Below are 26944 nucleotides of genomic sequence, written 5' to 3'. Positions count from 1 at the left end.
CGGCAACAATGCCTGATGGCGCTGCGCTTATCAGGCCTACAGGGTTCGAGAATTTGTAGGCCGGATAAGGCGCAAGCCGCCCTCCGGCAGAGCGCCTGATGGCGCTGCGCTTATCAGGCCTGTGGAGTTTGAGACGTTGTAGGCCGGATAAGGCGTGAGCCGCCATCCGGCAAAGCGCCTGATGGCGCTACGCTTATCAGGCCTACGGAGTTTGAGACTTGTAGGCCGGATAAGGCGTGAGCCGCCATCCGGCAGAGCGCCTGATGGCGCTGCGCTTATCAGGCCTACGTGTTTGAGACGTTGTAGGCCGGATAAGGCGTAAGCCGCCATCCGGCAAAGGTTTGATGGCGCTGCGTTTAGCGCTTCTTGCGCACTTTAACCGATTTGAGGATCACGAACTTATTGTTGGTCGCTACGGTTTCGCAGTTGCCGAACACGCGTTTCAGCTTGCGGAAATAGTCGAGATGGCGATTGCCGACAATACGTAATTCACCGCCATACTTCAGGCAGCGGCGCGCATCGTTAAACATCTGCCAGGCAATATGATCGGTGATGGCGCTCTGCTGATGGAACGGCGGGTTACAGAGCACCGCCGCAAAGCGATCCGGCTCAATGCCGGAGAGCGCGTTGTTGATCATAAACTCGCAGCGCTCCATATCCTCCGGCAGGTTGCTCTCCACGTTGAGACGCGAAGAAGCGACCGCCATGGCCGACTCATCAACAAACAGCACCTGCGCCTGCGGGTTATTCGCCAGCAGCTGCAGGCCAATCACGCCATTGCCGCAGCCGAGATCGACCATCTCGCCTTCAACATTTTCCGGCAGATGTTGTAGGAAAAAGCGTGCGCCAATATCCAGCCCGCTGCGGGAAAAAACATTCGCATGGTTATGAATGGTCCAGGGCGTACCATCCAGCGTCCAGCTTGCCAGCAGCGAGGTTTCAACAGGCGCGGGAGCGTTAAAGGTGCAGTTGATCAGGCGCGCTTTGCGCCATGCCAGCGTCGTGGTGGTCGGGCCGAGGATCTTTTCAAACAGCGCCATCGTTGAATTGTGAATATCGCGGGTTTTCGCGCCAGCGATAATCCGCGTCTGCGGCGTAACCACGTCACGCAGAGCGCGCAGCTGCTGCTCAAGCAGCGCCAGCTGTTTTGGTATTTTAATCAGCACTAAAGCCGGATTGGCCGGCAGCGGGCTGAGGCAGTCCTGAAAGGTGACCGCCTCTTCATCGAGATCGTTAATGCGCAGGTTATGCTGCGTTGCCAGCTCGGCAATAAAGGAGTCGTTAACCGACACCGGCTGATGGGCCGCCAGCGCGCAGGCCAGCGCGCCGAAGCTGTCATTGAAGATCAGAACCGGGCCATCGACCGCATCCACCTGTTGCAGAAGATATTCATCCGCTGCATCCCACGCCTGTAGCGACGCCTCTTCCACGCCGACAGGGAATCTGTCTAAAGTGAATGACTGTCCGTTTAACTCAACCTGGCTCATCGACCCTCCGCAATGCTAAAATTCGCGCGTTTTATCGCTCAATTACGTAAGGATGTAAACACATTTCACCATGAAGACCCTCACCTATCTTCAGGGCTATCCTGAATCCCTGCTGGCGCAGGTACATACGCTGATTGAGCAGAACCGTCTGGGCGAGGTGCTGGCAAAACGCTACCCCGACAGCCACGGCGTCACCACCGATAAAGCGCTCTATCACTATACGCAAGAGATGAAAAACCAGTTTCTGCGTAACGCCGCGCCGGTCAATAAAGTGATGTATGACAGCAAAATTCACGTGCTCAATAATGCCCTTGGCCTGCACACCGCCATTTCCCGCGTGCAGGGCGGCAAGCTGAAAGCGAAAGCGGAGATCCGCGTCGCCACCGTTTTCCGCGATGCGCCGGAAGCTTTTCTGCGCATGATTGTGGTGCATGAACTGGCGCACCTGCGCGAGAAAGAGCACAACAAAGCTTTTTACCAGCTCTGCTGTCATATGGAGCCGCAGTACCACCAGCTCGAGTTCGATACCAGGCTGTGGTTGACCCATCTCGCCTTACGCTAAGCATGCGCGCCAGCGCACTGGTTTTGTCATGTTGACGTGATAGAGTGACAGCGGAACCCTTTAACGGAGAAGTAGCGCCTTTATGATACGTTTCGCTGTCATAGGGACGAACTGGATCTCGCGCCAGTTTGTCGATGCCGCCCATGAAACGGGCAAATACAGACTCACCGCCGTCTATTCCCGCAGCCTTGAACAGGCGCAAACCTTCGCCACCGACTACCCTGTCGAGCATCTCTTTACCTCACTTGAGGAGATGGCGCAGAGCGATGCGATTGACGCGGTCTATATTGCCAGCCCCAACTCCCTCCACTTTTCCCAGACGCAGCTGTTTCTCAGCCATAAAAAGCATGTGATCTGCGAAAAGCCGCTGGCCTCAAACCTGCGTGAAGTAGAAGCCGCCATCGCCTGCGCCCGTGAAAATCAGGTGGTGCTGTTTGAAGCCTTCAAAACTGCCAGCCTGCCAAACTTCCTGGCGCTGAAGCAGTCGCTGGCGAAAGCGGGCAAGCTGCGCAAAGCCTTTATTAACTACTGTCAGTACTCGTCACGCTATCAGCGTTTTCTCGACGGCGAAAACCCCAACACCTTCAACCCCGCGTTCTCTAACGGGTCGATTATGGATATCGGCTTTTACTGCCTCGCCTCAGCGGTGGCGCTATGGGGCGAACCGCACAGCGTGCAGGCTTCAGCGAGCCTGCTTTCAAGCGGCGTCGACGCGCACGGCGTGGTGGTGATGAATTACGGCGACTTCAGCGTCACGCTGCAACACTCGAAAGTGAGCGATTCGGTGCTGGCGAGTGAGATTCAGGGCGAAGCGGGCTCACTGGTGATTGAAAAGATTTCCGAATGCCAGAAGCTCTCCTTTATCCCGCGCGGCGGCAAAGCGCAGGAGCTGACCCAGCCCCAGCATATCAACACCATGCTGTATGAAGCCGAAACCTTCGCGCGGCTGGTGGAGGAGAATGAGGTCAATCATCCGGGGCTTGCGATCAGCCGTATTACGGCAAAATTGCTAACGGAGATCCGCCGCCAGACCGGTGTCGTCTTCCCGGCCGATGATCTCAGCACCCAACTCCCTGCGTAAAGCTTCGTAAGAAGCGCTGGCGACACATTGACCAGCTCAATGTGTTGACATAATTTGTTACCAGCAAAGGGGAGTAACTTCTTCGCCGGTGGGCCGTCATTACGGTGCGTTAAGCACCCGGTCGCCGGGCGTCGTGATCGACGTAAGTGAGACCTTGCCGGAAGGCGAGATCCCCCTGCACCAGGCAAGCGGCTAACGTCTTCTGACGTTGGCCGTTTTTGTTTGCGTGAGGATCTGGTGATGAATAGTGTTGGCACACCGATGTTATGGGGCGTTTTTGCCGTTGCCGTGGTGGTTATGCTGGCGATCGACCTTCTGCTTCAGGGGCGTCGCGGCGCGCATACGATGACCATGAAGCAGGCGGCCGTTTGGTCAGTGGTGTGGGTTAGCCTGTCGCTGCTGTTTAATGCCGCCTTCTGGTGGTATCTGACGCAAACCGAAGGGCGCGCGGTCGCAGATACCCAGGCGCTGGCGTTCTTAACCGGTTATCTGATTGAAAAAGCGCTGGCGGTGGACAACGTCTTCGTCTGGCTGATGCTGTTCAGCTACTTTGCCGTCCCTGCGGCACTGCAACGCCGGGTACTGATCTACGGCGTGCTCGGGGCGATTGTGCTGCGTACCATCATGATCTTCGCCGGAAGCTGGCTGATTACCCAGTTCTCATGGCTGCTCTACGTTTTCGGTGCCTTCCTGCTCTTTACCGGCGTGAAGATGGCGCTGGCGAAAGAGGATGAGAAGGGCATCGGCGATAAACCGGTGGTGCGCTGGCTACGTAGCCATCTGCGCATGACCGACAGCATCGAAAGTGAACACTTCTTTGTGCGCAAAAACGGTCTGCTGTATGCCACGCCGCTGCTGCTGGTGCTGATTCTGGTGGAGCTGAGCGATGTGATCTTTGCCGTCGACAGCATCCCGGCGATCTTCGCCGTCACCACCGATCCCTTTATCGTCCTCACCTCTAACCTGTTTGCCATTCTCGGGCTGCGCGCGATGTACTTCCTGCTGGCGGGCGTAGCGGAGCGCTTCTCAATGCTCAAATATGGCCTGTCGATGATCCTGGTGTTTATCGGTATCAAGATGCTGATTGTCGATTTCTTCCATATCCCGATTGCCATCTCCCTTGGCGTGGTGGGCGGTATTCTGGTGCTGACGCTGCTGATTAATAGCTGGGTTAACTACCAGAACGACAAGAAAAACCGCGCGTAAGCCGTAAATCGCCGCTCTGCCACCCTGGTGAGCGGCGATTCATCGCGCCCTGTCGTGCTGGTCACAAAATGCCGACAGCAAAAATGAAAAAGACGCGCCAGAGCGTAAAAGTAGAAATCTCTCTCTTCCCTGTTCTCACAGAGTTCATATACTCCTTTCAGCAAACAATTGTTACATCCTGACAAATCTCTGTTTAAAAGGGCCGCGGGATGTGATTCCACAACACGAAAGGAAAATGGCATGACAACGCACCGCTCGTCAGGGTTGCTGCAACGTTTCGTTGATGGCAGCCTGGTGAAACAAATTCTTCTTGGCCTCGTTCTGGGGATTTTACTGGCGTGGATCTCAACGCCCGCCGCTATCGCTACCGGTATTCTCGGTACGCTATTTGTCAGCGCATTGAAAGCCGTTGCGCCGGTGCTGGTACTGATGCTGGTGATGGCGTCCATTGCCGGGCACCAGCAAGGCCAGCGCACCCACCTTCGCCCGGTACTTTTTCTTTATCTTCTCGGCACCTTCTCTGCCGCGCTGACCGCCGTGCTGGTTAGCTTTCTCTTCCCTTCCACGCTGCAGCTTGCGCCCGGTGCCAGCGATATTACGCCGCCTTCCGGCATAATTGAGGTTCTGCGCGGCTTGCTGACCAGCATGATCGCCAACCCGGTAACGGCAATTATGGAAGCAAACTATATCGGCATTCTGGTGTGGGCCGTCGGGCTGGGTTTTGCCCTGCGTCACAGCAGCGAGACGACGAAAAAGATGGTGCAGGATATGTCGGGTGCCGTCACCTTTATGGTGCGGATCGTGATCCGTTTTGCGCCGATTGGCATTTTCGGTCTCGTCTCCTCGACCCTTGCCACCTCTGGTTTTGGTGCGCTGTTAGGCTATGCGCAACTGCTGGTGGTGCTGGTGGGCTGCATGGCGTTTGTCGCGCTGGTCATTAACCCGCTGCTGGTTTACTGGAAGATCCGCCGCAACCCCTACCCGCTGGTCTTTACCTGCCTGCGCGAAAGCGGCGTAACGGCCTTTTTCACCCGCAGCTCGGCGGCGAACATCCCGGTCAATATGACGCTGTGTGAAAAGCTCAATCTCGATCGCGACACCTACTCAGTCTCCATTCCGCTTGGGGCGACGATTAATATGGCGGGCGCGGCGATCACCATTACCGTGCTGGCGCTGGCGGCGGTGCATACGCTCGGCATTACTGTCGATCTGCCGACGGCGCTGCTGCTGAGCGTGGTGGCTTCGCTCTGTGCCTGCGGCGCATCCGGCGTGGCAGGCGGCTCGCTGCTACTCATCCCGCTGGCCTGCAACATGTTTGGTATCTCTAATGATGTTGCCATGCAGGTGGTGGCGGTCGGCTTTATCATCGGCGTGTTGCAGGACTCCTGCGAAACCGCACTCAACTCCTCAACCGATGTGCTGTTTACCGCTGCGGTGTGTCAGGCGGAAGATGAGCGGCTGGTAAAGAACGCGCTACGTAGCTGACCAGTGGAGAAGCCAAAAAAAAGCGGCGCTGTCAGGGTAGCGCCGCTTTGCTTACTGCACTTCTCAGTGCGATTTATAAAGTTACACCACTTTTGAAGATGGCTAACTCACGGAAATCATTTTTCTCATTGCAGGTCTGCTTGCCGTTGGCGATCTCTACAATCACATCAACAAACTCCTCCAATAGCTGCGGCATTGCTTTGCCGTGGATCAACTGACCCGCATCAAAATCGATCCAGTGTTTCTTTTTGGCTGCCAGCTCACTGTTGGTGGCAATTTTCACCGTCGGCACAAAACCGCCGTAGGGCGTCCCGCGACCGGTGCTGAACAGCACCATATGGCAGCCGGCACCGGCTAACGCGCTGGTCGCGACCGCATCGTTGCCCGGTGCGCTCAGCAGGTTGAGGCCGTGAGTTTGCAGACGCTCGCCGTAGCGCAGCACATCAACCACCTGGCTGGCACCCGCTTTCTGCGTACAGCCCAGCGACTTCTCTTCAAGCGTAGTGATGCCGCCCGCTTTGTTGCCCGGCGACGGGTTCTCATAGATCGGCTGATTGTGGGCAATAAAGTACTGTTTGAAGTCGTTAACCATGGTCACGGTCTTCTCAAAGGTACTTTCGTCGCGGCAATGGCTCATCAGAATGCGCTCAGCGCCAAACATCTCCGGCACTTCGGTCAGCACCGTGGTGCCGCCGTTGCCAATCACATAATCAGAGAAACGGCCCAGCATTGGGTTGGCGGTAATACCGGAAAGCCCGTCAGAGCCACCGCACTCGAGGCCAAACTTCAGCTCGCTCAGTTTACCCGGCTCGCGCTTATCGTTACGCATCGCCTCATAGAGCGCGTGCAGATGCTCAAGCCCCGCCTCCACTTCGTCGTCCTGGTGTTGGCAGACCATAAAGTGGACGCGTTCAGCATCAAATTCGCCCAGCGTCTGGCGGAAAGCGTCAACCTGGTTGTTTTCACACCCAAGGCCGATCACCAGCACCGCGCCCGCATTTGGATGACGCACCATATTTTGCAGCATGGTGCGCGTGTTGATGTGGTCATCGCCCAGTTGCGAACAGCCGTAGGTGTGGCTGAAGAGGTAAACGCCGTCGATATCTTCGGCGTCGTGGGTCTCTTTCAGGAAGCGGTTCTGGATCTGACGGGCGATGCCATTGACGCAGCCGACCGTCGGCAGGATCCACAACTCATTACGGATCCCAACTTCCCCGTTCGCCCGGCGGTAGATCTGCACGTCACGATCGCCCGCCTGGCTGCCCTCATCCTGAAAATCAGGTTGATAGCTATACTCGTCCAGATCGCTGAGGTTCGTCCGCGCATTGTGGGAATGGATATACTCGCCCGACGCGATATCTGACGTCGCATGACCAATCGGCAGACCATATTTGACAATATTTTCGCCCTGCTTAATGGCGTGCAGCGCAAACTTATGCCCGCGCGATACGGCCTGGCGCAGCTGTACGGTCTGGTTGTCGATAACGACTTCCGCGCCTTCAGCAAGATCGGCCAGCGCTACTGCGACGTTATCCAGCGAATGGATCTTGATGTATTGCATATCAACCTCAAACGGCCCTAGTTCAGTTCAATCGCGAAGTAATCACGCGCATTGTTAAAGCAGATGTTTTTCACCATTTCACCCAGCAGCTGAATGTCAGCCGGAGCTTCGCCCGCTTCCACCCAGCGGCCAATCATCTGGCAGAGGATGCGGCGGAAATATTCATGACGGGTGTAGGAGAGGAAGCTGCGGCTGTCGGTCAGCATGCCGACAAAGCGGCTCAGCAGGCCAAGCTGTGCAAGCTGGGTCATCTGACGCTCCATGCCATCTTTCTGATCGTTAAACCACCAGCCGGAACCGAACTGCATTTTGCCCGGCATGCCTTCGCCCTGGAAGTTACCGATCATCGTACCCAGCACTTCGTTATCGCGCGGGTTCAGGCAGTAAAGGATGGTTTTCGGCAGCAGGTTATCTTCATTCTGCTTGCTCAGCAGTTTAGAGAGCTCTTCCGCCAGCGGACGGTCGTTAATGGAGTCGAAGCCGACATCCGGGCCGAGCAGTTTGAACTGACGCTGGTTGTTATTACGCAGCGCGCCGATGTGGTACTGCTGCACCCATTCGCGACGGGCATACTCCGCGCCGAGCCACACCAGCACAGCGGTTTTAAACTGCGCCACCTCTTTTTCGCTCAGGGTTTCACCCGCCAGGCGACGCGCCAGAATGGCGTCGAGCTCTGATTCAGAGGCTTCGGCAAACAGCACCACGTCCAGCGCGTGGTCAGAGACTTTACAGCCATGTGCGGCAAAGTGATCGAGGCGTTTAGTCAGCGCGGTTTGCAGATCGGTAAAGCGGCGGATCTCGGTATCAGAGACTTCACCCAGTTTCGCCATGTAGTCGTTAAAGGTCGCCTGTTCAATATTGAAGGCTTTATCCGGACGCCAGCTCGGTAGCACTTTGGTGCTGAAAGCCGTCTCTTTAGCAATTGCCGCGTGGTGCTCCAGGGAGTCAATCGGATCATCGGTGGTGCCGACCATTTTGACGTTCATCTGCTGCATGATGCCGCGCGCGGAGAAGCTATCCTGCGCCAGCAGTGCGTTACCGCGCTCCCAGATCTCATCAGCCGTCGCGGGTGACAGCAGCTTACCTGTAATACCAAACGGGCGGCGCAGCTCAAGATGTGTCCAGTGGTATAACGGGTTGCCAATGGTGTGTGGTACGGTCGCCGCCCAGGCGTCAAACTTCTCACGATCCGACGCATCGCCGGTACAGAGACGCTCCGGCACGCCGTTAGTGCGCATCGCGCGCCACTTGTAGTGGTCACCTTTCAACCAGATGTCATACAAGTTTTTGAAACGGTAATCTTCCGCGATCTGCTGCGGCGGCAGGTGGCAGTGGTAGTCGAAAACCGGCTGGTCTTTGGCGTAGTCGTGGTACAGACGGCGGGCAAATTCGGTATCTAGCAGGAAATCTTCGGTCATAAACGGGGTCATTATCGTCTTCCTCTCAACGAGTGCGTCTGATGTCTACCTTAATGCTGTCAAAGTTATCACACCAATTTCTATAGACCGAAGGTATTTTCGTGAGTTGGATCAATAAAAGCAGACAAAAACTGACACGCTAATTCGTTAAATCCCCCGCCAGGCCGCGCCAAATCTGGCTCTCCACGCCTGAGTTAAAGACCACACAAAGAAAAACGCTTTTGTGATGTCACTCACCTTTTCAAGTTGTATGACAAGTTATCTTGCTGCCGTCGAATTGATAACCCGACGGAATGCATTCCCGATAAAACGTTAATCGGAATTAACGGTACGGACGCCGACTTACAAACAGAACGTTTACTGATGGCAGGCTTGGGCCGTAGCGGAACCTCTTTCCGGTTACGCCCTCCCGTTTCCACCCTCCGATGCGAGCGAAGGGTGTCCGCGCAAGCGGTAATAACATAACGATGAGGTTTACATGCGTAAAATCAAAGGATTACGTTGGTACATGATAGCGCTGGTGACGGTCGGCACCGTGCTTGGCTACCTGACACGTAACACCATAGCGGCAGCCGCTCCCACGTTGATGGAAGAGTTGCACATTTCGACTCAGCAATATTCGTATATCATCGCGGCCTATTCCGCGGCCTACACCATCATGCAGCCGGTTGCGGGCTACGTCCTCGACGTTCTCGGTACCAAAGTTGGTTACGCCTTCTTCGCAATTACCTGGGCCATCTTCTGCGGCGCGACCGCACTGGCTGGCAGCTGGGGCGGTCTGGCACTGGCACGCGGCGCGGTGGGCGCAGCTGAAGCGGCGATGATCCCGGCGGGCCTGAAAGCGGCTTCTGAATGGTTCCCGGCAAAAGAGCGCTCCATCGCCGTCGGCTACTTCAACGTCGGTTCATCAATTGGTGCGATGATTGCACCACCGCTGGTGGTATGGGCGATCGTTATGCACAGCTGGGAGATGGCGTTCATTATCTCCGGCGTACTGAGCTTTATCTGGGCGATGGCCTGGCTCATCTTCTATAAGCACCCGCGCGATCAGAAAAAATTGAGCGAAGAGGAGCGTGAATACATCATTGGCGGCCAGGAAGCACAGCATCAGACCAACAACGGCAAGAAAATGTCTGTTCGCCAGATCCTGGGCACCCGCCAGTTCTGGGGTATCGCGCTACCGCGTTTTCTGGCTGAGCCAGCATGGGGTACCTTTAACGCCTGGATCCCGCTGTTCATGTTCAAAGTGTATGGCTTTAACCTGAAAGAGATTGCGATGTTTGCCTGGATGCCGATGCTGTTCGCGGATCTCGGTTGTATCGTGGGTGGTTATCTGCCGCCGCTGTTCCAGCGCATCTTCGGCGTGAACCTGATTGTGTCGCGTAAAATGGTGGTCACCATGGGCGCGCTGCTGATGATTGGCCCAGGCATGATTGGTCTCTTCACCAGCCCGTATGTGGCGATTGGCCTGCTCTGTATCGGTGGCTTTGCGCACCAGTCTCTCTCCGGCGCACTGATTACGCTCTCTTCCGATGTCTTTGGTCGTAACGAAGTGGCAACTGCCAACGGCCTGACCGGGATGGCAGCGTGGATGGCAAGCACCATGTTCGCTCTGGTAGTGGGCGCGCTGGCGGATACCATCGGCTTTAGCCCGCTGTTCGCAGTACTGGCGCTGTTTGACCTGATGGGTGCAGTGCTCATCTGGACGGTGCTGAAAAACAAATCTGCCGAAGAGGTAGCAAAAGAGCAGGCTGTCGGCTCGCCCGCCGCACAAAGTTAGCCCCGCTTTTTTAAAACTATTTAAAGCCGCCTGAGGGCGGCTTTTTCGTTATTGACAATGGTGAGAAGGCGCTAAAAGTGGTATAACAAATCCTATTATTGCCCTCTCCTCTGGAGCCTGTATGGAAATCTCCGAACCACGACGTCTCTACCAGCAACTTGCCGCCGAGCTTAAAAGCCGGATTGAGCAAGGCGTTTATCTTGTGGGAGAGAAGCTGCCCGCCGAACGCTTTATCGCCGATGAGAAGAGCGTCAGCCGGACCGTGGTGCGTGAAGCGATCATCATGCTCGAGGTGGAAGGGTATGTCGAAGTGCGTAAAGGCTCCGGCATTCATGTCATCTCCAACCAGGCGCGCCATACACAAGCGCCGGATGAGAATCTTGAGTTCGCCAGCTACGGTCCTTTTGAGCTGCTGCAGGCGCGCCAGCTGATTGAGAGCAATATCGCGGAGTTCGCTGCTACGCAGGTGACGAAGCAAGACATCATGAAGCTGATGGAGATTCAGGATAAAGCCCGCAAAGAGAAGTGCTTTCGCGACTCCGAATGGGATTTGCAGTTCCACGTACAGGTGGCGCTGGCAACGCAGAATACGGCCCTGGCCGCTATCGTTGAAAAAATGTGGACGCAGCGCGTGCACAACCCCTACTGGAAAAAACTCCACGACCATATTGACCTGCGCACTGTTGATAACTGGTGCGACGATCACGACCAGATCCTGAAAGCGCTGATCCGTAAAGATCCCCACGGCGCGAAACTGGCGATGTGGCAGCATCTTGAAAACACCAAACAGATGCTGTTTAACGAAACCAGCGACGACTTTGAGTTCAACGCCGACCGCTATCTCTTCGCCGACAACCCGGTCGTTCATCTCGATGCGGCCGCTAACGGCACGAAATAAAAAATCCTCTGCAGGCGCATACTTACACTGCGCCTGTAAGAATTTTGGGTAAGTGAAAAGTATAGAGTGTCAGCGTGTGTAAATACCCTCGCCTCTTTCCGCCTTCCCCCGGCAAAATCACTTCTGAGCGCTTTTCTGACTGACGCATTACCTCAGCCTTTGTTACAATTGGATGCATTTCGCTTCTGTGTGAGTCAGCGCTTGCTCACAGCGCCTCACCAGGATGACCCCTGCACCGGATGTGCCACGAGCGACCATAATGTATGAGAACGTATCGCCGTGCTGTTTCGTACGTAGCAGACGTGACGTAAACCGATGTACCAGGAACACCGAATGGAACTTTTAAGCCAGTTACTTCATGCCCTTTGGAGCCAGGATTTTGAGACGCTGTCGCAGCCTGGCATGATCGGCATGCTCTATTTCGTTTTATTTGTCATTTTATTTCTGGAAAACGGTTTGCTGCCGGCGGCGTTTCTGCCCGGTGATAGCCTGCTGGTGCTGGTTGGCGTATTGATTGCCAAAGGTGCGCTGGGCTATCCGCAAACCCTGCTGCTGCTTACCGTCGCCGCGAGTACCGGCTGCTGGCTGAGCTACATTCAGGGGCGCTGGCTTGGCAACACGCGGCTGGTGCAGAAATGGCTCTCTCATCTTCCGGCCCACTATCATCAGCGCGCGCACCATCTATTCCATAAACATGGGCTGTCGGCGCTGTTAGTTGGGCGCTTTATCGCATTTGTTCGCACGTTATTGCCAACTATTGCCGGACTCTCTGGTCTGAGCAATACGCGTTTTCAATTTTTCAACTGGATGAGCGGCCTGCTGTGGGTGCTGATCCTGACAACGCTGGGTTACCTGTTGGGCATCACGCCGGTGTTTAAAAAGTATGAAGATGCGCTGATGTCCTGTTTGATGCTGCTTCCGGTGGTGCTGCTGGTGATTGGCCTGGTTGGCTCGCTGGTGGTGTTGTGGAAGAAAAAACATAGCAATCGGAGTTAAAAGACAATGGAACTGCGTGCGCCTTTTCTGCGCTGGGTATTTACAAGCCTCACTGCTGCGGCGCTCTTTTGCGTGCTGTTTCTCGCCTGGACGGCGGTGCAAAATCGCGAGTCGACGCTTGCGATCCGCCCGCTGACGCAAAATATTACCGTGCCGGATGGATTCTCCATCTGGCATCATCTCGACGCCAACGGCATTCACTTTAAAAGCATCACCCCGCAGGATGACACCCTGCTGATTAAATTCGACTCCAGCGAGCAGAGCGCCGCCGCCAAGGCCGTACTGGATCGCACTCTCCCCCAGGGGTATGTCATTGCCGCTCAGGATGACGCCGACACCCAAACTTCTGCGTGGCTTAACCGCCTGCGCAACAGCACGCATCGATTCGGATAATCTCTCCAGGATTCTGAATCTTTTCACTAACTTTGGTGTTTAGCCGTTACTTAACTATGCTTGAGTAACGGGACCAGGGTTCACATTACGTAACTGGATGCTGGCGTACCCTGTTTCGCCAGCTAACAACGGAAGGTTATCGATTATGAAAAACCGCATCGCTATGGCGCTGGCTCTTTTTTCCGTTAGCGCTCTTTCCCATGCTGCTTCCCCGTGTCAGGAAAAGGAGCATGAGATCCAACGCGAAATCAGCTATGCCGAAAAGCATAACAATCAGAGCCGTATTGACGGGTTGAATAAAGCCCTGCGTGAAGTTCGCGCCAACTGTTCTGATGAGAAGCTGCGCGCTGCGCATCAGAAGAAAATCGCTGAACAGAAAGAAGAGATTGCCGAGCGCCGTCGTGACCTGAGCGAAGCGAAAGAGAAAGGCGATGCGGACAAGATACACAAGCGGGAGCACAAGCTGAAAGAGGCTCAGCAGGAGCTGAAATCTCTTGAAGCGCGTGACTACTGATTAAATGGAAATGACCACACACTCACCTGGAGAGAATTATGTCGAAAGATAATGCTGACCATCTGCGCGCTGAGTTGAAATCGCTGGCGGACACCCTGGAAGAAGTGCTGGGTAATTCTGGTGAAAAATCGAAAGAAGAGCTGAGCAAGCTGCGTACCAAAGCGGAAAAAGCGCTGCGTAACAGCCGCGACCGCCTGGGCGATACCGGCGATGTTATTGCTCGCCAGACCCGCGAAGCCGCTGCCCGTACCGATGAGTACGTGCGTGACAATCCGTGGGCCAGCGTTGGCATCGGCGCCGCAATCGGCGTGGTGTTAGGCGTTCTGATGTCGCGTCGCTGATATGGCGGATTCACGATACGCGCAAGGGCCTGGCAAAAGCGCGCTCGGGATTGGTCAGCGTATGCTGACCATTCTGGTTGAAATGGTTGAGACCCGCCTGCGGCTGGCGGTTGTTGAGCTTGAAGAAGAGAAAGCCAACTTATTCCAGCTGCTCCTTATGGTGGGGCTGACCATGCTTTTCGCCGCATTTGGCCTGATGAGTCTGATGGTGCTAATTATTTGGGCCGTCGATCCGCAATATCGCTTGAATGTGATGATTGCAACCACCGTAGTGTTACTGGTGCTGGCGCTGATAGGCGGCATTTCGACACTGCGTAAAGCGCGGGCCTCGACACTGCTGCGTCACACACGCCAGGAGTTGTCGAACGATCGCGCCTTGCTGGAGGACGATAAATCGTGAGCAGCAAAGCCGAACGTCTGAAGCGTAAAGCGCAATTGCTCAGCATGATCCAGCAGCAACGTCTGGATCTTACCGCCGGGCGCCGGGACTGGCTTGAAGCCACCGGCGCTTACGATCGCGGCTGGAACACGCTGTTAAGCCTGCGCTCATGGGCGCTGGTAGGCAGTAGCGCAATGGCTATCTGGAGCGTTCGCCATCCTAATATGCTGGTGCGCTGGGCCAGACGCGGTTTCGGTGCCTGGAGCATGTGGCGGCTGGTGAAATCCACCGTTAATGCGCAGCGCTAAAGCGTCACTTGCTTGCTAACACGGGCGATCCTGGGATCGCCCGTTTGCTTTTCTGCTTAGGCAATTTTTTTGAAAGATTTCGACAGTTTTCCTAGCTAACAATATATTCACTCCGCGATTACTATCCTCCCCATCAACTGCAAGCCCACGGCACACGCCGTTTCTTACACAATTTTTACTGCATAGCGCCTATGCGGTTCCTGGAGAGAAAGATGAAAAAATTAGAAGATGTTGGTTTCCTGGTTGCTCGTATTCTGATGCCGATCCTGTTTATCGTTGCGGGCTGGGGCAAAATCACTGGCTATGCAGGCACTCAGCAATATATGGAATCGATGGGCGTACCGGGCTTCTTCCTGCCACTGACCATCCTGCTTGAGTTTGGCGGCGGTCTGGCTATTCTGTTCGGCTTCCTGACCCGCACCACGGCGCTGTTCACCGCTGGCTTTACGCTGCTGACGGCGTTTATCTTCCACAACAACTTTGCGGAAGGCGCGAACTCCATTATGTTCATGAAAAACCTGACCATCGCTGGCGGCTACCTGCTGCTGGGCATCACCGGTCCGGGCGCGTTCAGCATTGACCGCGTACTGAATAAAAAGTGGTAAGCGCTCTATACTGACTGAATACACCAAAGCGAGGAGTTCACTCCTCGCTTTTGCTATCAGAAGGAGAAGCAGCAATGGGACAACTGATTGACGGCGTCTGGCACGACACCTGGTATGACACCAAATCCACCGGCGGGCGCTTTAAACGTTCAGAATCGGCGTTTCGCAACTGGCTAACCGCCGATGGCGCTGCCGGCCCCTCTGGCGAAGGCGGGTTTGCCGCTGAAAAAGATCGCTACCATCTCTATGTTTCGCTCGCCTGCCCCTGGGCACACCGCACGCTGATCCTGCGTAAGCTGAAGGGACTGGAGCCGTTTTTACCGGTTTCGGTCGTGCATCCGCTGATGCTGGAAAATGGCTGGACCTTTGGCGATGATTTTCCCGCCGCAACGGGCGACACCCTCTATCAGCACGAATTTCTCTACCAGCTCTATCTGCATGCCGATCCGCACTATACCGGGCGCGTAACGGTGCCTGTGGTGTGGGATAAGAAGAACCACACCATCGTCAGCAATGAATCGGCGGATATTATTCGCATGTTCAATACCGCATTTGATGGGCTGGGTGCTAAAGCCGGGGATTACTACCCGCCTGAGCTGCGCGAGAAGATTGACGAGCTGAATGGCTGGATCTACGACAATGTGAATAACGGCGTCTACAAAGCCGGTTTCGCCACCAGCCAGCAGGCCTATGATGAAGCGGTAACCGGGGTGTTTAGTGCGCTGGAGCGCCTGGAGCAGATCCTTGGGCGGCACCGCTATTTGACGGGCGATCGCCTGACCGAAGCGGATATCCGTTTATGGACAACGCTGGTGCGCTTCGATCCGGTCTATGTGACGCACTTTAAATGCGATAAGCGCCGCATCAGTGATTACCTTAACCTGCATGGTTTCCTGCGCGACCTCTACCAGATGCCGGGCATTGCCGAGACGGTTGATTTTGCGCATATCCGCAATCACTACTATCGCAGCCATAAAACGCTGAACCCGACAGGGATTATTTCTATCGGCCCGTGGCAGGATCTTGATGAACCGCACGGTCGTGACAGCCGTTTTTCCTGAACTTTCGGGCGCGTCACATCGCGCCCAAATAATTCCCCGCCCGACTTATCCCTTTGTAAATTTGCCGTCTATTCTTACTCTTATCGTTGTTAAAACAACGGATTGACCGTTGACCGAGGTAAAAATGGACTGGTATTTCTGGGTACTTCGTAATTACGCCACTTTCCACGGACGCGCCCATCGCCGCGAATTCTGGATGTTCACACTCGTTAACATCATCCTGTTCGGCGTGCTGAATGTGATTGATCGTATCGTGGGCTGGCACCACATCTTAAGCCTTGTTTATGCCCTGCTGATGCTGGTGCCGACGCTGGCGGTACAGGTGCGCCGCCTGCATGACACCAACCGCAGCTGGCGCTGGCTGCTGCTGATGATTATTCCGCTGTTTGGCTCGCTGGTGCTGCTCGCGTTTTATAGCCAGCGCGGCACGCCGCAGGAGAATGAGTTCGGCCCGGAACCGCAGCCCTTCCCGCAAACCGTGCATGCGACCGAGCGCGGCGCGTAGCGTTATTTACCGGCAAAAAGCTTGGGGATCTCGCGCAGACACCAGGCTTTGCCCTCGCCCATGCTGTCGCGGCGCCAGGCCATAATAATATCCACCTGGCCGCTGTACTCCGGGCTGACTACGCGCAGGCGGCCCTCGGCAATATCACGCTCAACCAACGGATAGGGCATGGTGGCGACGCCCAGCCCGGCGAGTAGCGCCTGGCGTTTATCTTCAATTGTACTGACCGTCAGCCTCGGCTGTTTATCCAGCAACTGAACCGTAAGCACCGGGCGTTCGCGGGCGGTATCTGCCACCGCCACGCCGCGATACTTCACGCGTGTGATCTCGGAGAGCGGCTCCGGCTCCTGATGAATCGGATGCTCGGGCGCGGCGACATAGACGTTCATCACGGTATAGAGCTTGCGGGAGTTGATCTCCGACGAAGAGCGAAAGTGCATATCCGGCGCGATAACAATATCCGCCCGACCCTGCTCGAGCCGCTCCCAGGCACCAGCCAGCACTTCGGTGATAATCGATAGCTGGGTAGTGGCTTTAGCCGCCAGCCTCTCCACCAGCGGAAACAACTCTACCGTTGGCACCAGCGCTTCCGTTACCAGCGTTAAATGGGTTTCCCAGCCGCGTGCCAGCGCTTCGGCATCGGTCGTCAACTTATCAGCCGCTTCCAGCAGAACGCGCCCGCGCTCCAGCAGCATACGCCCGACATTGGTGAATTTGGTGCGGTGACCGGAGCGGTCAAACAGCACCACATCCAGCTCTTCTTCAAGTTTTTGCATGGTGTAGCTGAGCGCGGAGGGGACACGCCCCAGTTCATCCGCAGCGGCGGCAAAGCTTCCGCGGCGGTCAATTGCATCCATCACGCGCAGTGCTTCCAGCGTCAGTGCCCTTTCTTTGGCCATAGGTGTTCTCATTCAGGAAATTTGAACATACCGGGCAGAATATCTGGCTAACAATGCAGCGTCCATCCATTTAACATTGTTTTAAGTAAAGAGAGGTCAAGAATAATGATTACTACCCGAACGGCAAAACAGTGCGGACAAGCTGACTTCGGCTGGCTTAAAGCCCGCTACACCTTCTCCTTTGGACACTACTTTGATCCCAAACTGCTGGGTTATGCGTCATTGCGCGTGTTGAACCAGGAAGTGCTCGCACCAGGGGCTTCTTTTCAACCGCGCGCCTACCCGAAAGTGGATATTCTGAACCTGATTCTGGAAGGTGAAGCGGAGTACCGTGACAGCGAAGGTCATCATGTGCAGGCCAAAGCGGGTGAAGCGCTGCTTATCGCAACCCAGCCTGGCATCAGTTACAGTGAGCACAATCTGAGTAAAGACAAGTCGCTTACGCGCATGCAGCTATGGCTGGATGCGTGCCCGGAGCGGGAAAACGCGCCGGTGCAGAAGCTGACCCTTGCTGATGATGCCTGTCAGTTGCTGGCTTCGCCGGATGGCGACAAAGGTAGCCTGCAGTTGCGCCAACAAGTGTGGTTGCACCATATTTCGCTGAATAAAGGCGAAGAGCTGAAAATCGAATTACACGGACCGCGAGCCTATCTGCAGTCCATTCACGGGACGGTGCATGCCGTCACCCATCACAAAGAGCAAGAAGCCCTCACCTGCGGTGATGGCGCTTTCATTCGTGATGAAGCCACTATCACGCTGGTCGCCGACACGCCGCTTCGCGCGCTGTTGGTGGATTTACCAGTGTAATGAACATTTTTATCAGGTGAGTAAATGAGTATCCGCACTATGTACAGTTCGTTCGATCGTGTCACCACGAGCCAGGAGAGTTCCGCCGCCGCCAACCAGGCGTTCGGGTTTGAAGAGATGCTGACGGAACTGGAAGTGATCGTCGAAGAAGCCGTTGTCCGTCTTGCTGAGGAAGAAGAAGCCGCCTGATTGCCAGCCCCGGCGCACGCCGGGGTTCTGTTCCTGCCTTTACGAGGCCGCGCGCAGTGAAAGCGCCCTCTCCTCTCTGAACACCTCCTGCATAAACCGCCGTAAAATCTCTGCCGCACCCGGCGCGGGCGTTACGCCAGCGATTAAGCTATCTGTGTCACCACCCTCTTTTTCGATATGGGGACGGTTAAGCCGTAACAGATCGGTGGCGATCTCCGGTCGCATTTCGGGGTGAAACTGCACCGAAAACGCATTTGGCCCGTAACGCACGATCTGATGCGGATCGTGCACCGATGCGCCCAAAACCGTAGCGCCAATGGGTAAACGGGTAACCGTCTGTCGATGGGTCAGGTGCGCGGGAAAGCTCTCTTGCAGATGCGTAAGCAGCGGATCGTGAGCGGCGGCGGCATTGAGATAAACGGTTTTGGTTCCCGCTTCACGGCCATCCTTGTGATACTGCACATCGCCGCCCAGCGCCCAGGCCATCAGTTGATGACCATAACAGACGCCAAACAGCGGCATTTCCACCGCCATCGCCTCGCGGATCCATGCGGCGGTCTGCTCGCTCCAGGGCAATCTGTCCGTAACCATCGCCCAGGATCCGGTGATGATCGCCGCCCGGCGCGGATCCGGTGCCGGCAGCGCTTCGCCTTCGAAAACGCGGATCACCTCGACATCATCAAGTTCGCATCCCAGCAGTTGGCAAAACCAGAGCGGCACATCGCCGTGCGCGTCGCGCATGGTCTGCGGAGCGTTCCCCATCTGGAGAATCAAAATCGATTTTTGTTCCATAACAGCAACGCCTCCCATGGCGAAAAAATAGACATGTGCCAGACAGGTTAGCGCGTTTCGCCGCCAGGATGATCGATTAATTGTTTATGAATTAGACAGGATCAGCTTAGAGAGCGTAAAAAAAGCCCAGCGTCGAAGCCGTTTGTAGGCGTGATAAGCGCAATTTGTAGGCCTGATAAGCGCAGCGCCATCAGGCATTTGCATCCATCGCCGGATGGCGGCTCACGCCTTATCCGGCCTACACAAATGCCGGGATTAGCTGTCGTTGTAGGCCTGATAAGCGCAGCGCCATCAGGCAGTTGCATCCACCGCCGGATGGCGGCTTACGCCTTATCCGGTCTACGCAAATACCGGGATTAGCTGTCGTTGTAGGCCTGATAAGCGCAGCGCCATCAGGCATTTGCATCCACCGCCGGATGGCGGCTCACGCCTTATCCGGCCTACGTAAATGCCGGGATCAGCTGCCGTTGTAGGCCTGATAAGCGCAGCGCCATCAGGCATTTGCATCAACCGCCGGATGGCGGCTTACGCCTTATCCGGCCTACACAAATGCCGGGATTAGCTGTCGTTGTAGGCCGGATAAGCGCAGCGCCATCAGGCATTGCATCCATCGCCGGATGGCGGCTCACGCCTTCTCCGGCCTACGCAAATACCGGGACCAGTTGTCGTTGTAGGCCTGATAAGCGCAGCGCCATCAGGCATTTGCACCCATCGCCGGATGGCTCACGCCTTATCCGGCCTAAGCGAATGCCGGGAGCGGTCGTTGTAGGCCTGATAAGCGCAGCGCCATCAGGCATTTACACCCATCGCCGGATGGCGGCTTACGCCTTATCCGGCCTACGTAAATGCCGGGATCAGCTGTTGTTGTTGGCAAGGAAAAGCAAAAACCCCGCCGAGGCGGGGTTTTTTAAGAGGTGAAACTGACCGATAAGCCGGGTTCTGTCGTGGACAGTCATTCATCTAGGCCAGCAATCGCTCACTGGCTCAAGCAGCCTACCCGGGTTCAGTACGGGCCGTACCTTGTGAACCCCTATTTGGCCTTGCTCCGGGTGGAGTTTACCGTGCCGCGAACTGTTGCCAGACGCGCGGTGCGCTCTTACCGCACCCTTTCACCCTTACCTGATCCCACTTGCGCGGGCCATCGGCGGTTTGCTCTCTGTTGCACTGGTCGTAGGCTTGCGCCTCCCAGGCGTTACCTGGCACCCTGCCCTATGGAGCCCGGACTTTCCTCCCCTCCGCCCGTCTCCCCCGAAGAGGACGACGACGAAGCGGCGACTGTCTGGTCAGCTTCGGCGCGCAGTATAGAGGGTTTGCGCCCGCGTGTCACCCTTCCGTCGACATTCCCACCGCCAGCGTCGCCGCGATATTTCGTGAGGCGCGGTAAATGTTGTCAAACGCGCCGCGAAACGCCTCCTCCAGCGTGCCGATAGAGGTCAACACACTGAACACCGCGTCGATACCGTAGTGATGCACCACGCCGACATCGCTGGTCAAACTGCCGGCGATACCAATCACCGGCTTATGGTATTTTTTCGCTACCTGCGCCACGCCCACCGGCACCTTGCCATGAATGCTCTGGCTGTCGATGCGCCCTTCGCCCGTCACTACCAGCGTGCAGTCGTGAATATGCTCCTCCAGGTTGAGAGCCTGGGTAACAATCTCAATGCCACTGCGCAGCTCTGCACCGAGAAACGCCATCAGCGCCGCGCCCATGCCGCCCGCCGCGCCCGATCCCGGAACATCCTTCACATCGATATGCAGATCTTTTTTGATCACCGCGGCGAAGTGATCCAGGCTGCGATCCAGCTCGACGATCATCGCTTCTGTCGCACCCTTTTGCGGGCCGAAAATACGCGATGCGCCGCTCTCCCCGGTGAGCGGGTTGGTCACATCGCACGCCACGCGGATCGTACACTTCTGCAAACGCGGATCGAGGCCAGAGAGATCGATTTGATTAAGGCCGATCAGGCTTCCGCCGCCGTGACCAATCTCTTTGCCGTTGGCATCCATAAGACGCGCGCCCAGTGCCTGCACCATACCGGCTCCGCCATCATTCGTCGCGCTGCCGCCAATGCCGATGATGATGTTACTCGCACCGTTATCCAGCGCCTGCAAAATAAGCTCCCCGGTGCCGCGCGACGTGGTAATTAATGGATTACGTAATTCGGGCGCAACCAGTGCCAGCCCGCTTGCCGCCGCCATCTCAATAAAAGCGGTCGCGCCATCGCCCGAGCTTCCCCAGCAGGCCTCAACCGGCTCGCCCAGCGGGCCGGTCACGCGGGCGGTATGCAAAGCGCCCTGCGTGGCGGCAATCATGGCCTCAACGGTACCCTCACCGCCATCCGCGACAGGAACAGAGACATAGTGCGCATCGGGAAAGATCTCCCGAAATCCTTTTTCTATTGCCTGCGCGACCTGCGTCGCAGAGAGGCTTTCTTTATAAGAGTCTGGGGCGATTACGATTTTCATAGTGGTGAGCCTGGTCAAGCCGCGCACGTCACCCTGCAGGCCAGAGGTAGACTGCAAAGGTGGAGATCAAGAGAAGCAAGGGCGCGCCTGCGCCCTTTCTGATTAACGAGTGACTTCGACTTTCGCCAGTTTCTCGTAGTAGCACGCCAGCGCGCTGTGATCGGAGGTGCCCATACCGTCTGCACGCAGCGCCTGCATCATCTCCATCACTGCGGCGGTCAACGGCAACTGCGCGCCCACGCCGTGCGAAGTATCCAGCGCATTCGCCAGATCTTTGATATGCAGATCGATGCGGAAACCCGGTTTGAAGTTGCGATCCATCACCATCGGCGCTTTCGCCTCCAGCACCGTGCTGCCCGCAAGACCGCCGCGAATTGCCTGGAAGACCAGATCCGGGTTAACGCCCGCTTTCGTCGCCAGGGTTAAGGCTTCCGACATGGCGGCAATATTGAGCGCCACAATCACCTGGTTTGCCAGCTTGGTGACGTTCCCCGCACCGATATCACCGGTATGCACCACCGATCCCGCCATCGCTTTCATCAGGTCGTAGTGCTTATCAAACACCGCTTTATCGCCGCCAACCATCACTGAGAGCGTGCCGTCGATCGCTTTCGGTTCGCCGCCACTGACCGGCGCATCCAGCATCTCCACACCTTTCGCTTTCAGCGCTTCGCTGATTTCACGGCTTGCCAGTGGCGCAATGGAGCTCATGTCGATCAGCACCGTGCCCGCTCTCGCCCCTTCAATAATGCCGCCTTCACCCAGCGCCACCTCTTTCACATGCGGCGAGTTCGGCAGCATGGTGATGATGACATCACACTGCTCGGCGATGGCTTTGGCATTGCTCGCGGTTTCGGCACCAGCGGCAACAAGCTCGCCCACCGCGTCACTGTTCCGGTCAACGACCACCAGTGAGTAACCGGCTTTGATGAGATTTTTACTCATGGGTTTACCCATGATGCCGAGGCCAATGAAACCGACTTTCATCGTCATAATTGCGTCTCTCTCTTTCAGATGGTGAGGTTATTTTTTAAAGGCGTCGGCGAGTCGCTGCGTCGCCGCACGGAATACGCCCAGATCGCTGCCGACGGCAACCACGGTCGCGCCCCACTCCAGGTAGCGACGCGCGTCCGCCTCAACCGGTGCCAGGATGCCGCTCGGTTTGTTGTGTGCCTTCGCGCGGGCGAAAATATGTTGAATGGTGCGCTGCACTTCCGGGTGCGCAGCGTTGCCGAGGTAACCGAGCGTCGCCGCCAGGTCGCTTGGCCCGACAAACACGCCGTCCACGCCGTCGGTCGAGAGGATCGCGTCAAGGTTATCGACGCCCGCCTGGCTCTCTATCTGCACCAGAATCGAGATATTGGCGTTGGACTGGCGGAAGTAGTCCGGCACGGTGCCAAACATATTGGCGCGGTGCGATACGGAGACGCCGCGAATGCCTTCCGGCGGATAGCGCGTCGCCGCCACGGCCAGCAGCGCATCCTCTTCACCCTCGACGAAGGGAATCAGGAAGTTATAGAAACCGATATCGAGCAGGCGCTTGATGATCACCGCATCGTTGGTGGGCACGCGTACAACCGGCGCGCTGACGCTGCCTTTGAGCGCCATCAGCTGCGGTACAAAAGTGAGCACATCATTGGGCGCGTGTTCGCCGTCGAGCAGCAGCCAGTCGAAACCCGCAAGCCCGAGCACTTCCGTGCTGATATGGCTACCCAGCGCAGACCAGCAGCCAATCTGAACCTGCTGCGCGGCCAGCGCGGCCTTGAATTTGTTAGGGAAGATATCGTTAGTCATCTTTTGTACCTTAAATGTGTTGGTGCTTATTTCTTCAGTTCCATACGTTTGATGTCGCCGACGACAAACAGGTAACAGACCATCATCATCAGGGCTGAACAGCCGACGAATACCAGCGCACCGTTGAAGGAGTGCAACTCTTTTACCATGTAGCCGATAACCAGCGGCGTCGCGATAGAGGCCACATTACCAAAGACGTTAAACACGCCGCCGCACAGGCCGACAATCTCTTTTGGCGCGACGTCGGAAATCACCGGCCAGCCGAGCGCCCCAAAACCTTTGCCGAAGAAGGCCAGCGCCATCAGCGCGACCACCAGCGCGGTGTTGTTGGTGTAGTTACAGAGGATAATGCTGGAGGCGAGCAGCATCCCCATCACGATTGGCACTTTACGCGCCACGGTCAGCGATGAGCCACGTTTGATCAGGTAATCGGAGAAGAGCCCGCCCAGCACGCCGCCGACAAAGCCGCACAGCGCCGGAATGGATGCCACAAAGCCCACTTTGAGGATCGACATCCCCTTCTCCTGCACCAGATAGATGGGAAACCAGGTGAGGAAGAACCAGGTGATGGTGTTGAGGAAGTACTGACCAAAGAAGATGCCCAGCATCATGCGGTTGCTCAGCAGTTGCTTGATGTAATCGAGCTTCGGCCCGGCTTTCTTGTCGTCGCCCGTTTTTTTGTGGTCCATATCAACCACCGCACCGTTCGCCGCAATGTAATCCAGCTCTTCGCGACTCATACGCGGATGGTCGGTTGGGTTATGCACAAACTTCACCCACGCAAAGGTCAGCACAAAACCGATCCCGCCCATCACCGTAAAGACATGCTCCCAGCCCCAGGCGTAGGTCAGCCAGCCGAGCAGCGGCGAGAAGAGCGCCAGCGAGAAGTATTGCGCTGAGTTAAAGAGCGCCGAGGCGGTACCGCGCTCCTTCGCCGGAAACCATGCCGCAACGATGCGCGCGTTCGCCGGGAAGGAGGGCGCTTCAGAGAAACCGAGCATAAAGCGCATGATAAACATCGACACCCCGGCCCAGGCGAGCGGGAATACATCGACAAAACCCTGCAAGAAAGTGAAGAGCGACCAGAAAAAGAGGCTGTAGGTGTAGACGCGTTTGGAGCCGAAGCGGTCGAGCAGCCAGCCGCCGGGGATCTGCATCAGCAGGTAGGCCCAGCCGAAGGCGGAGAAGATGTAACCCATCGAGACGGAATCGAGTTGCAGCTCTTTGGCGACATCAGTTCCGGCAATAGAGAGCGTGGCACGGTCAGCGTAGTTAACTGCGGTGACAATAAATATAATCAGCAGAATTAAATAACGGGTAGGAATCGCCCGTTTTGCTTCGACGGTTTGTTCAATAGCCATTTTAATTTCCTCGGACACCGCTAACTTTTAAATATATTTATTTGGGTGGTTTATCTGATGGTATTTAACAACGTAGAGTTAATTCAGATAACAGATACAGAGATTTAATTAGCCCTCAGTATAAACAGCGCCGGGAGAGCACACATTGTAACCTTGCTCAATTTTTTAACTATTCTAAAAGATTATTTTGAGCATATGCCCATAAAGCTGGGCGCTGATGCACACTTCTTGCATTATGCCGCCGCGCAGCATGCCGCGCGGCGTGAATAGGTGATATGCGTCACATTTTAATAGTTGAACACCTGACATTCTTATTTCCAGTAAACAAGACTTTTCTTGCTGATATTAATTCCAGAGTAAAGAACGGGTTTCTCTATTGTGAGTGATGCAGCGTACAGTGAGCGGGAGATAAATTAATAATGTCCGACATTGAAATAAGAGAGCAAATGCCTGGCGCGTTTTATATTAAGGTTCACGACACCGATAATGTCGCGATTATCGTTAACGACAACGGCTTAAAAGCCGGTACCCGCTTCCCGGATGGTCTGGAGTTGATTGAACATATTCCGCAGGGGCATAAAGTCGCGCTGGTCGATATTCCTCATCACGGCGAGATCGTGCGCTATGGCGAAGTGATCGGCTACGCCGTGCGCCCGATCCCGCGCGGCAGCTGGATCGACGAATCCCTCGTTGAGCTGCCGACGGCCCCTCCGCTCAACACCCTGCCGCTGGCGACCAAAGTGCCCGAACCCTTGCCGCCACTGGAAGGGTACACCTTCGAAGGCTACCGCAATGCGGATGGCAGCGTCGGCACGAAAAATCTGCTCGGCTTAACCACCAGCGTGCACTGCGTTGCCGGGGTGGTCGATTATGTAGTGAAGCTGATCGAGCGCGATCTGCTGCCAAAATACCCGAATGTCGACGGCGTGGTTGGCCTTAATCACCTTTACGGCTGCGGCGTGGCGATTAATGCCCCGGCGGCGGTGATCCCAATTCGCACTATCCACAACATCTCCCTTAACCCGAACTTCGGCGGCGAAGTGATGGTAATTGGCCTCGGCTGTGAAAAATTGCAGCCGGAGCGGCTGCTACAGGGAACAGATGATGTGCAGGCGATCCCGGCAGACGGCGCCAGCATTGTGCGTTTGCAGGATGAGCACCACGTGGGCTTCCGCTCAATGGTGGATGACATTTTGCAGGTCGCCGAGCGGCATCTGATAAAACTGAACCAGCGCAAACGCGAAACCTGCCCGGCTTCGGAACTGGTGGTCGGCATGCAGTGCGGCGGCAGCGACGCCTTCTCCGGCGTGACCGCTAACCCGGCGGTGGGCTTTGCTTCCGATCTGCTGATCCGCTGCGGCGGCACGGTGATGTTCTCGGAAGTGACGGAAGTGCGCGACGCGATCCACCTGCTCACTCCGCGCGCTATCAACGAAGAGGTGGGCAAACGCCTGCTGGAAGAGATGGCCTGGTACGATAATTACCTCGATCTTGGCAAAACCGATCGCAGCGCCAACCCATCGCCCGGCAACAAAAAAGGCGGGCTGGCTAACGTGGTGGAAAAAGCACTGGGCTCGATTGCCAAATCAGGCAAGAGCGCCATTTCCGAGGTGCTCTCTCCCGGACAGCGCCCGACCAAACGCGGCCTGATCTACGCCGCCACACCAGCCAGCGATTTCGTCTGCGGCACCCAGCAGGTGGCCTCCGGCATTACCGTGCAGGTCTTTACCACCGGTCGCGGCACGCCCTATGGGTTGATGGCGGTACCGGTGATCAAAATGGCGACCCGTACCGAGCTGGCAAACCGCTGGTATGACTTGATGGATATTAATGCGGGCACCATCGCTACCGGCGAGGAGAGCATAGAAGAGGTGGGCTGGAAGCTGTTCCACTTTATTCTCGATGTCGCCAGCGGGCGCAAAAAAACCTTTTCCGATCAATGGGGATTGCATAACCAGCTGGCGGTATTTAACCCGGCACCGGTGACCTGATCCCCGCAAGAAAATGTGTAAACCTCACCATTAGCATGGCTCCGGCCATGCTTTTTTTTTGC

Annotated in this window: 27 protein-coding genes and 1 other RNA gene; 18 read left to right on the top strand and 10 right to left on the bottom strand. The window is 56.1% G+C overall.

The genetic code is table 11. The features are described 5' to 3' along the window. Positions 1-356 precede the first annotated feature (356 nt). A complete protein-coding gene (gene rlmG, locus ACWPW2_RS17475) occupies positions 357-1487 on the bottom strand; it encodes a 23S rRNA (guanine(1835)-N(2))-methyltransferase RlmG (protein ID WP_454124383.1) in 1131 nt (376 codons plus the stop codon). Positions 1488-1557: 70 nt separating this feature from the next. Here rlmG and ACWPW2_RS17470 point away from each other — a divergent pair, with 70 nt between their 5' ends. From ACWPW2_RS17470 to sstT, 4 genes are all read left to right on the top strand, one after another. Next, the gene (locus tag ACWPW2_RS17470; protein WP_023480715.1) at positions 1558-2049 is read left to right on the top strand and encodes a M48 metallopeptidase family protein; all 492 of its coding nucleotides are present in this window, start codon (positions 1558-1560) and stop codon (positions 2047-2049) included. Positions 2050-2131: 82 nt separating this feature from the next. Continuing rightward, a complete protein-coding gene (locus tag ACWPW2_RS17465) occupies positions 2132-3130 on the top strand; it encodes a Gfo/Idh/MocA family protein (RefSeq protein ID WP_312118976.1) in 999 nt (332 codons plus the stop codon). Positions 3131-3370: 240 nt separating this feature from the next. Next, a complete protein-coding gene (locus ACWPW2_RS17460) occupies positions 3371-4336 on the top strand; it encodes a TerC family protein (RefSeq protein WP_454124381.1) in 966 nt (321 codons plus the stop codon). A 240-nt stretch (positions 4337-4576) separates the two neighbouring features. After that, on the top strand, positions 4577-5821 hold the full coding sequence (gene sstT, locus ACWPW2_RS17455; protein ID WP_454124379.1) for a serine/threonine transporter SstT: 1245 nt from the start codon (positions 4577-4579) through the stop codon (positions 5819-5821). Positions 5822-5894: 73 nt separating this feature from the next. Here sstT and ACWPW2_RS17450 read toward each other — a convergent pair whose 3' ends face one another. Then, complete coding sequence (locus ACWPW2_RS17450) at positions 5895-7382, bottom strand: UxaA family hydrolase (protein ID WP_454124377.1); 1488 nt, start codon at positions 7380-7382, stop codon at positions 5895-5897. A gap of 17 nt (positions 7383-7399) precedes the next feature. Further along, positions 7400-8812, bottom strand: coding sequence for a glucuronate isomerase (gene uxaC, locus ACWPW2_RS17445; RefSeq protein ID WP_454124375.1), 1413 nt, complete (start codon positions 8810-8812; stop codon positions 7400-7402). Between the two features lie 466 nt (positions 8813-9278). Between uxaC and ACWPW2_RS17440 the strand changes: the two genes are divergently transcribed. The 11 genes from ACWPW2_RS17440 (at position 9279) to ACWPW2_RS17390 (ending at position 16580) form a co-directional block, all read left to right on the top strand. Then, on the top strand, positions 9279-10580 hold the full coding sequence (locus ACWPW2_RS17440) for an MFS transporter (protein ID WP_279794592.1): 1302 nt from the start codon (positions 9279-9281) through the stop codon (positions 10578-10580). A gap of 121 nt (positions 10581-10701) precedes the next feature. Then, complete coding sequence (exuR, locus tag ACWPW2_RS17435) at positions 10702-11478, top strand: transcriptional regulator ExuR (protein WP_023480820.1); 777 nt, start codon at positions 10702-10704, stop codon at positions 11476-11478. A 333-nt stretch (positions 11479-11811) separates the two neighbouring features. Next, positions 11812-12474 carry a DedA family general envelope maintenance protein YqjA gene (yqjA, locus tag ACWPW2_RS17430; RefSeq protein ID WP_023481014.1) on the top strand — a complete coding sequence of 221 codons (663 nt, stop codon included), beginning with the start codon at positions 11812-11814 and terminating at the stop codon, positions 12472-12474. A 6-nt stretch (positions 12475-12480) separates the two neighbouring features. After that, positions 12481-12867: an EnvZ/OmpR regulon moderator MzrA gene (mzrA, locus tag ACWPW2_RS17425; RefSeq protein ID WP_023480845.1), complete on the top strand. Its 387-nt coding sequence runs from the start codon at positions 12481-12483 to the stop codon at positions 12865-12867. Between the two features lie 145 nt (positions 12868-13012). Then, on the top strand, positions 13013-13381 hold the full coding sequence (locus tag ACWPW2_RS17420; RefSeq protein WP_270221562.1) for a DUF1090 domain-containing protein: 369 nt from the start codon (positions 13013-13015) through the stop codon (positions 13379-13381). 38 nt (positions 13382-13419) lie between these two features. After that, positions 13420-13722: a DUF883 family protein gene (locus tag ACWPW2_RS17415; RefSeq protein ID WP_023480772.1), complete on the top strand. Its 303-nt coding sequence runs from the start codon at positions 13420-13422 to the stop codon at positions 13720-13722. A gap of 1 nt (position 13723) precedes the next feature. Then, positions 13724-14122: a phage holin family protein gene (locus ACWPW2_RS17410; RefSeq protein ID WP_034813644.1), complete on the top strand. Its 399-nt coding sequence runs from the start codon at positions 13724-13726 to the stop codon at positions 14120-14122. Further along, positions 14119-14409, top strand: a complete 291-nt coding sequence (locus ACWPW2_RS17405) for a YqjK-like family protein (RefSeq protein ID WP_042715463.1) — start codon at positions 14119-14121, stop codon at positions 14407-14409. Before ACWPW2_RS17410 ends, ACWPW2_RS17405 begins: the two co-directional genes overlap by 4 nt. Before the next feature lie 212 nt (positions 14410-14621). Next, the gene (locus ACWPW2_RS17400; protein WP_023480714.1) at positions 14622-15014 is read left to right on the top strand and encodes a DoxX family protein; all 393 of its coding nucleotides are present in this window, start codon (positions 14622-14624) and stop codon (positions 15012-15014) included. Positions 15015-15088: 74 nt separating this feature from the next. Continuing rightward, positions 15089-16075 carry a glutathione S-transferase family protein gene (locus tag ACWPW2_RS17395; protein WP_054802993.1) on the top strand — a complete coding sequence of 329 codons (987 nt, stop codon included), beginning with the start codon at positions 15089-15091 and terminating at the stop codon, positions 16073-16075. Positions 16076-16199: 124 nt separating this feature from the next. Further along, positions 16200-16580 (top strand): DUF805 domain-containing protein, encoded by a 381-nt coding sequence (locus tag ACWPW2_RS17390; protein WP_023481024.1) that lies wholly within the window; start codon positions 16200-16202, stop codon positions 16578-16580. Positions 16581-16582: 2 nt separating this feature from the next. On the opposite strand, the gene ACWPW2_RS17385 is transcribed toward ACWPW2_RS17390, so the two are convergent. After that, positions 16583-17479: a LysR family transcriptional regulator gene (locus tag ACWPW2_RS17385; RefSeq protein WP_023480756.1), complete on the bottom strand. Its 897-nt coding sequence runs from the start codon at positions 17477-17479 to the stop codon at positions 16583-16585. A gap of 105 nt (positions 17480-17584) precedes the next feature. Here ACWPW2_RS17385 and ACWPW2_RS17380 point away from each other — a divergent pair, with 105 nt between their 5' ends. Both ACWPW2_RS17380 and ACWPW2_RS17375 read left to right on the top strand, forming a co-directional pair. Next, a complete protein-coding gene (locus ACWPW2_RS17380) occupies positions 17585-18286 on the top strand; it encodes a pirin family protein (protein ID WP_023480793.1) in 702 nt (233 codons plus the stop codon). A 24-nt stretch (positions 18287-18310) separates the two neighbouring features. Continuing rightward, positions 18311-18475: a hypothetical protein gene (locus ACWPW2_RS17375; RefSeq protein WP_023480931.1), complete on the top strand. Its 165-nt coding sequence runs from the start codon at positions 18311-18313 to the stop codon at positions 18473-18475. 39 nt (positions 18476-18514) lie between these two features. Here the strand turns inward: ACWPW2_RS17375 and ACWPW2_RS17370 are convergent, their stop codons facing one another. The 6 genes from ACWPW2_RS17370 to ACWPW2_RS17345 form a co-directional block, all read right to left on the bottom strand. Then, positions 18515-19267 carry a glutamine amidotransferase gene (locus ACWPW2_RS17370; RefSeq protein WP_454124368.1) on the bottom strand — a complete coding sequence of 251 codons (753 nt, stop codon included), beginning with the start codon at positions 19265-19267 and terminating at the stop codon, positions 18515-18517. A gap of 912 nt (positions 19268-20179) precedes the next feature. Further along, an RNA gene (gene rnpB, locus ACWPW2_RS17365) (RNase P RNA component class A) lies at positions 20180-20558 on the bottom strand. Positions 20559-20590: 32 nt separating this feature from the next. Further along, on the bottom strand, positions 20591-21736 hold the full coding sequence (garK, locus tag ACWPW2_RS17360; protein WP_454124366.1) for a glycerate 2-kinase: 1146 nt from the start codon (positions 21734-21736) through the stop codon (positions 20591-20593). A gap of 102 nt (positions 21737-21838) precedes the next feature. Further along, complete coding sequence (gene garR, locus ACWPW2_RS17355; protein ID WP_023480910.1) at positions 21839-22729, bottom strand: 2-hydroxy-3-oxopropionate reductase; 891 nt, start codon at positions 22727-22729, stop codon at positions 21839-21841. 30 nt (positions 22730-22759) lie between these two features. Beyond that, positions 22760-23530, bottom strand: a complete 771-nt coding sequence (gene garL, locus ACWPW2_RS17350) for a 2-dehydro-3-deoxyglucarate aldolase (RefSeq protein ID WP_454124364.1) — start codon at positions 23528-23530, stop codon at positions 22760-22762. Between the two features lie 26 nt (positions 23531-23556). Continuing rightward, the gene (locus ACWPW2_RS17345) at positions 23557-24891 is read right to left on the bottom strand and encodes an MFS transporter (RefSeq protein ID WP_454124362.1); all 1335 of its coding nucleotides are present in this window, start codon (positions 24889-24891) and stop codon (positions 23557-23559) included. 419 nt (positions 24892-25310) lie between these two features. Between ACWPW2_RS17345 and garD the strand changes: the two genes are divergently transcribed. Next, complete coding sequence (garD, locus tag ACWPW2_RS17340) at positions 25311-26882, top strand: galactarate dehydratase (RefSeq protein WP_023480764.1); 1572 nt, start codon at positions 25311-25313, stop codon at positions 26880-26882. The last annotated feature ends 62 nt before the right edge of the window (positions 26883-26944 follow it).

The organism is Kosakonia sp. Marseille-Q7440 (assembly GCF_965119485.1).
The sequence above is the reverse complement of the archived record's forward strand: the minus strand, read 5'-3'. Positions and strand labels throughout refer to the sequence as shown.

What these genes read in the sequence shown, in the direction of transcription:
- garL (WP_454124364.1), bottom strand. Translation starts at nt 23,530, where the DNA reads ATGACTAACGATATCTTCCCTAACAAATTCAAGGCCGCGCTGGCCGCG.
- ACWPW2_RS17460 (WP_454124381.1), top strand. Translation starts at nt 3,371, where the DNA reads ATGAATAGTGTTGGCACACCGATGTTATGGGGCGTTTTTGCCGTTGCC.
- ACWPW2_RS17415 (WP_023480772.1), top strand. Translation starts at nt 13,420, where the DNA reads ATGTCGAAAGATAATGCTGACCATCTGCGCGCTGAGTTGAAATCGCTG.
- ACWPW2_RS17400 (WP_023480714.1), top strand. Translation starts at nt 14,622, where the DNA reads ATGAAAAAATTAGAAGATGTTGGTTTCCTGGTTGCTCGTATTCTGATG.
- ACWPW2_RS17370 (WP_454124368.1), bottom strand. Translation starts at nt 19,267, where the DNA reads ATGGAACAAAAATCGATTTTGATTCTCCAGATGGGGAACGCTCCGCAG.
- ACWPW2_RS17345 (WP_454124362.1), bottom strand. Translation starts at nt 24,891, where the DNA reads ATGGCTATTGAACAAACCGTCGAAGCAAAACGGGCGATTCCTACCCGT.
- ACWPW2_RS17390 (WP_023481024.1), top strand. Translation starts at nt 16,200, where the DNA reads ATGGACTGGTATTTCTGGGTACTTCGTAATTACGCCACTTTCCACGGA.
- rlmG (WP_454124383.1), bottom strand. Translation starts at nt 1,487, where the DNA reads ATGAGCCAGGTTGAGTTAAACGGACAGTCATTCACTTTAGACAGATTC.
- ACWPW2_RS17420 (WP_270221562.1), top strand. Translation starts at nt 13,013, where the DNA reads ATGAAAAACCGCATCGCTATGGCGCTGGCTCTTTTTTCCGTTAGCGCT.
- sstT (WP_454124379.1), top strand. Translation starts at nt 4,577, where the DNA reads ATGACAACGCACCGCTCGTCAGGGTTGCTGCAACGTTTCGTTGATGGC.
- ACWPW2_RS17440 (WP_279794592.1), top strand. Translation starts at nt 9,279, where the DNA reads ATGCGTAAAATCAAAGGATTACGTTGGTACATGATAGCGCTGGTGACG.
- ACWPW2_RS17385 (WP_023480756.1), bottom strand. Translation starts at nt 17,479, where the DNA reads ATGGCCAAAGAAAGGGCACTGACGCTGGAAGCACTGCGCGTGATGGAT.
- garK (WP_454124366.1), bottom strand. Translation starts at nt 21,736, where the DNA reads ATGAAAATCGTAATCGCCCCAGACTCTTATAAAGAAAGCCTCTCTGCG.
- ACWPW2_RS17395 (WP_054802993.1), top strand. Translation starts at nt 15,089, where the DNA reads ATGGGACAACTGATTGACGGCGTCTGGCACGACACCTGGTATGACACC.
- mzrA (WP_023480845.1), top strand. Translation starts at nt 12,481, where the DNA reads ATGGAACTGCGTGCGCCTTTTCTGCGCTGGGTATTTACAAGCCTCACT.
- ACWPW2_RS17410 (WP_034813644.1), top strand. Translation starts at nt 13,724, where the DNA reads ATGGCGGATTCACGATACGCGCAAGGGCCTGGCAAAAGCGCGCTCGGG.
- uxaC (WP_454124375.1), bottom strand. Translation starts at nt 8,812, where the DNA reads ATGACCCCGTTTATGACCGAAGATTTCCTGCTAGATACCGAATTTGCC.
- ACWPW2_RS17375 (WP_023480931.1), top strand. Translation starts at nt 18,311, where the DNA reads ATGAGTATCCGCACTATGTACAGTTCGTTCGATCGTGTCACCACGAGC.
- garR (WP_023480910.1), bottom strand. Translation starts at nt 22,729, where the DNA reads ATGACGATGAAAGTCGGTTTCATTGGCCTCGGCATCATGGGTAAACCC.
- ACWPW2_RS17450 (WP_454124377.1), bottom strand. Translation starts at nt 7,382, where the DNA reads ATGCAATACATCAAGATCCATTCGCTGGATAACGTCGCAGTAGCGCTG.
- ACWPW2_RS17470 (WP_023480715.1), top strand. Translation starts at nt 1,558, where the DNA reads ATGAAGACCCTCACCTATCTTCAGGGCTATCCTGAATCCCTGCTGGCG.
- garD (WP_023480764.1), top strand. Translation starts at nt 25,311, where the DNA reads ATGTCCGACATTGAAATAAGAGAGCAAATGCCTGGCGCGTTTTATATT.
- ACWPW2_RS17380 (WP_023480793.1), top strand. Translation starts at nt 17,585, where the DNA reads ATGATTACTACCCGAACGGCAAAACAGTGCGGACAAGCTGACTTCGGC.
- ACWPW2_RS17465 (WP_312118976.1), top strand. Translation starts at nt 2,132, where the DNA reads ATGATACGTTTCGCTGTCATAGGGACGAACTGGATCTCGCGCCAGTTT.
- yqjA (WP_023481014.1), top strand. Translation starts at nt 11,812, where the DNA reads ATGGAACTTTTAAGCCAGTTACTTCATGCCCTTTGGAGCCAGGATTTT.
- exuR (WP_023480820.1), top strand. Translation starts at nt 10,702, where the DNA reads ATGGAAATCTCCGAACCACGACGTCTCTACCAGCAACTTGCCGCCGAG.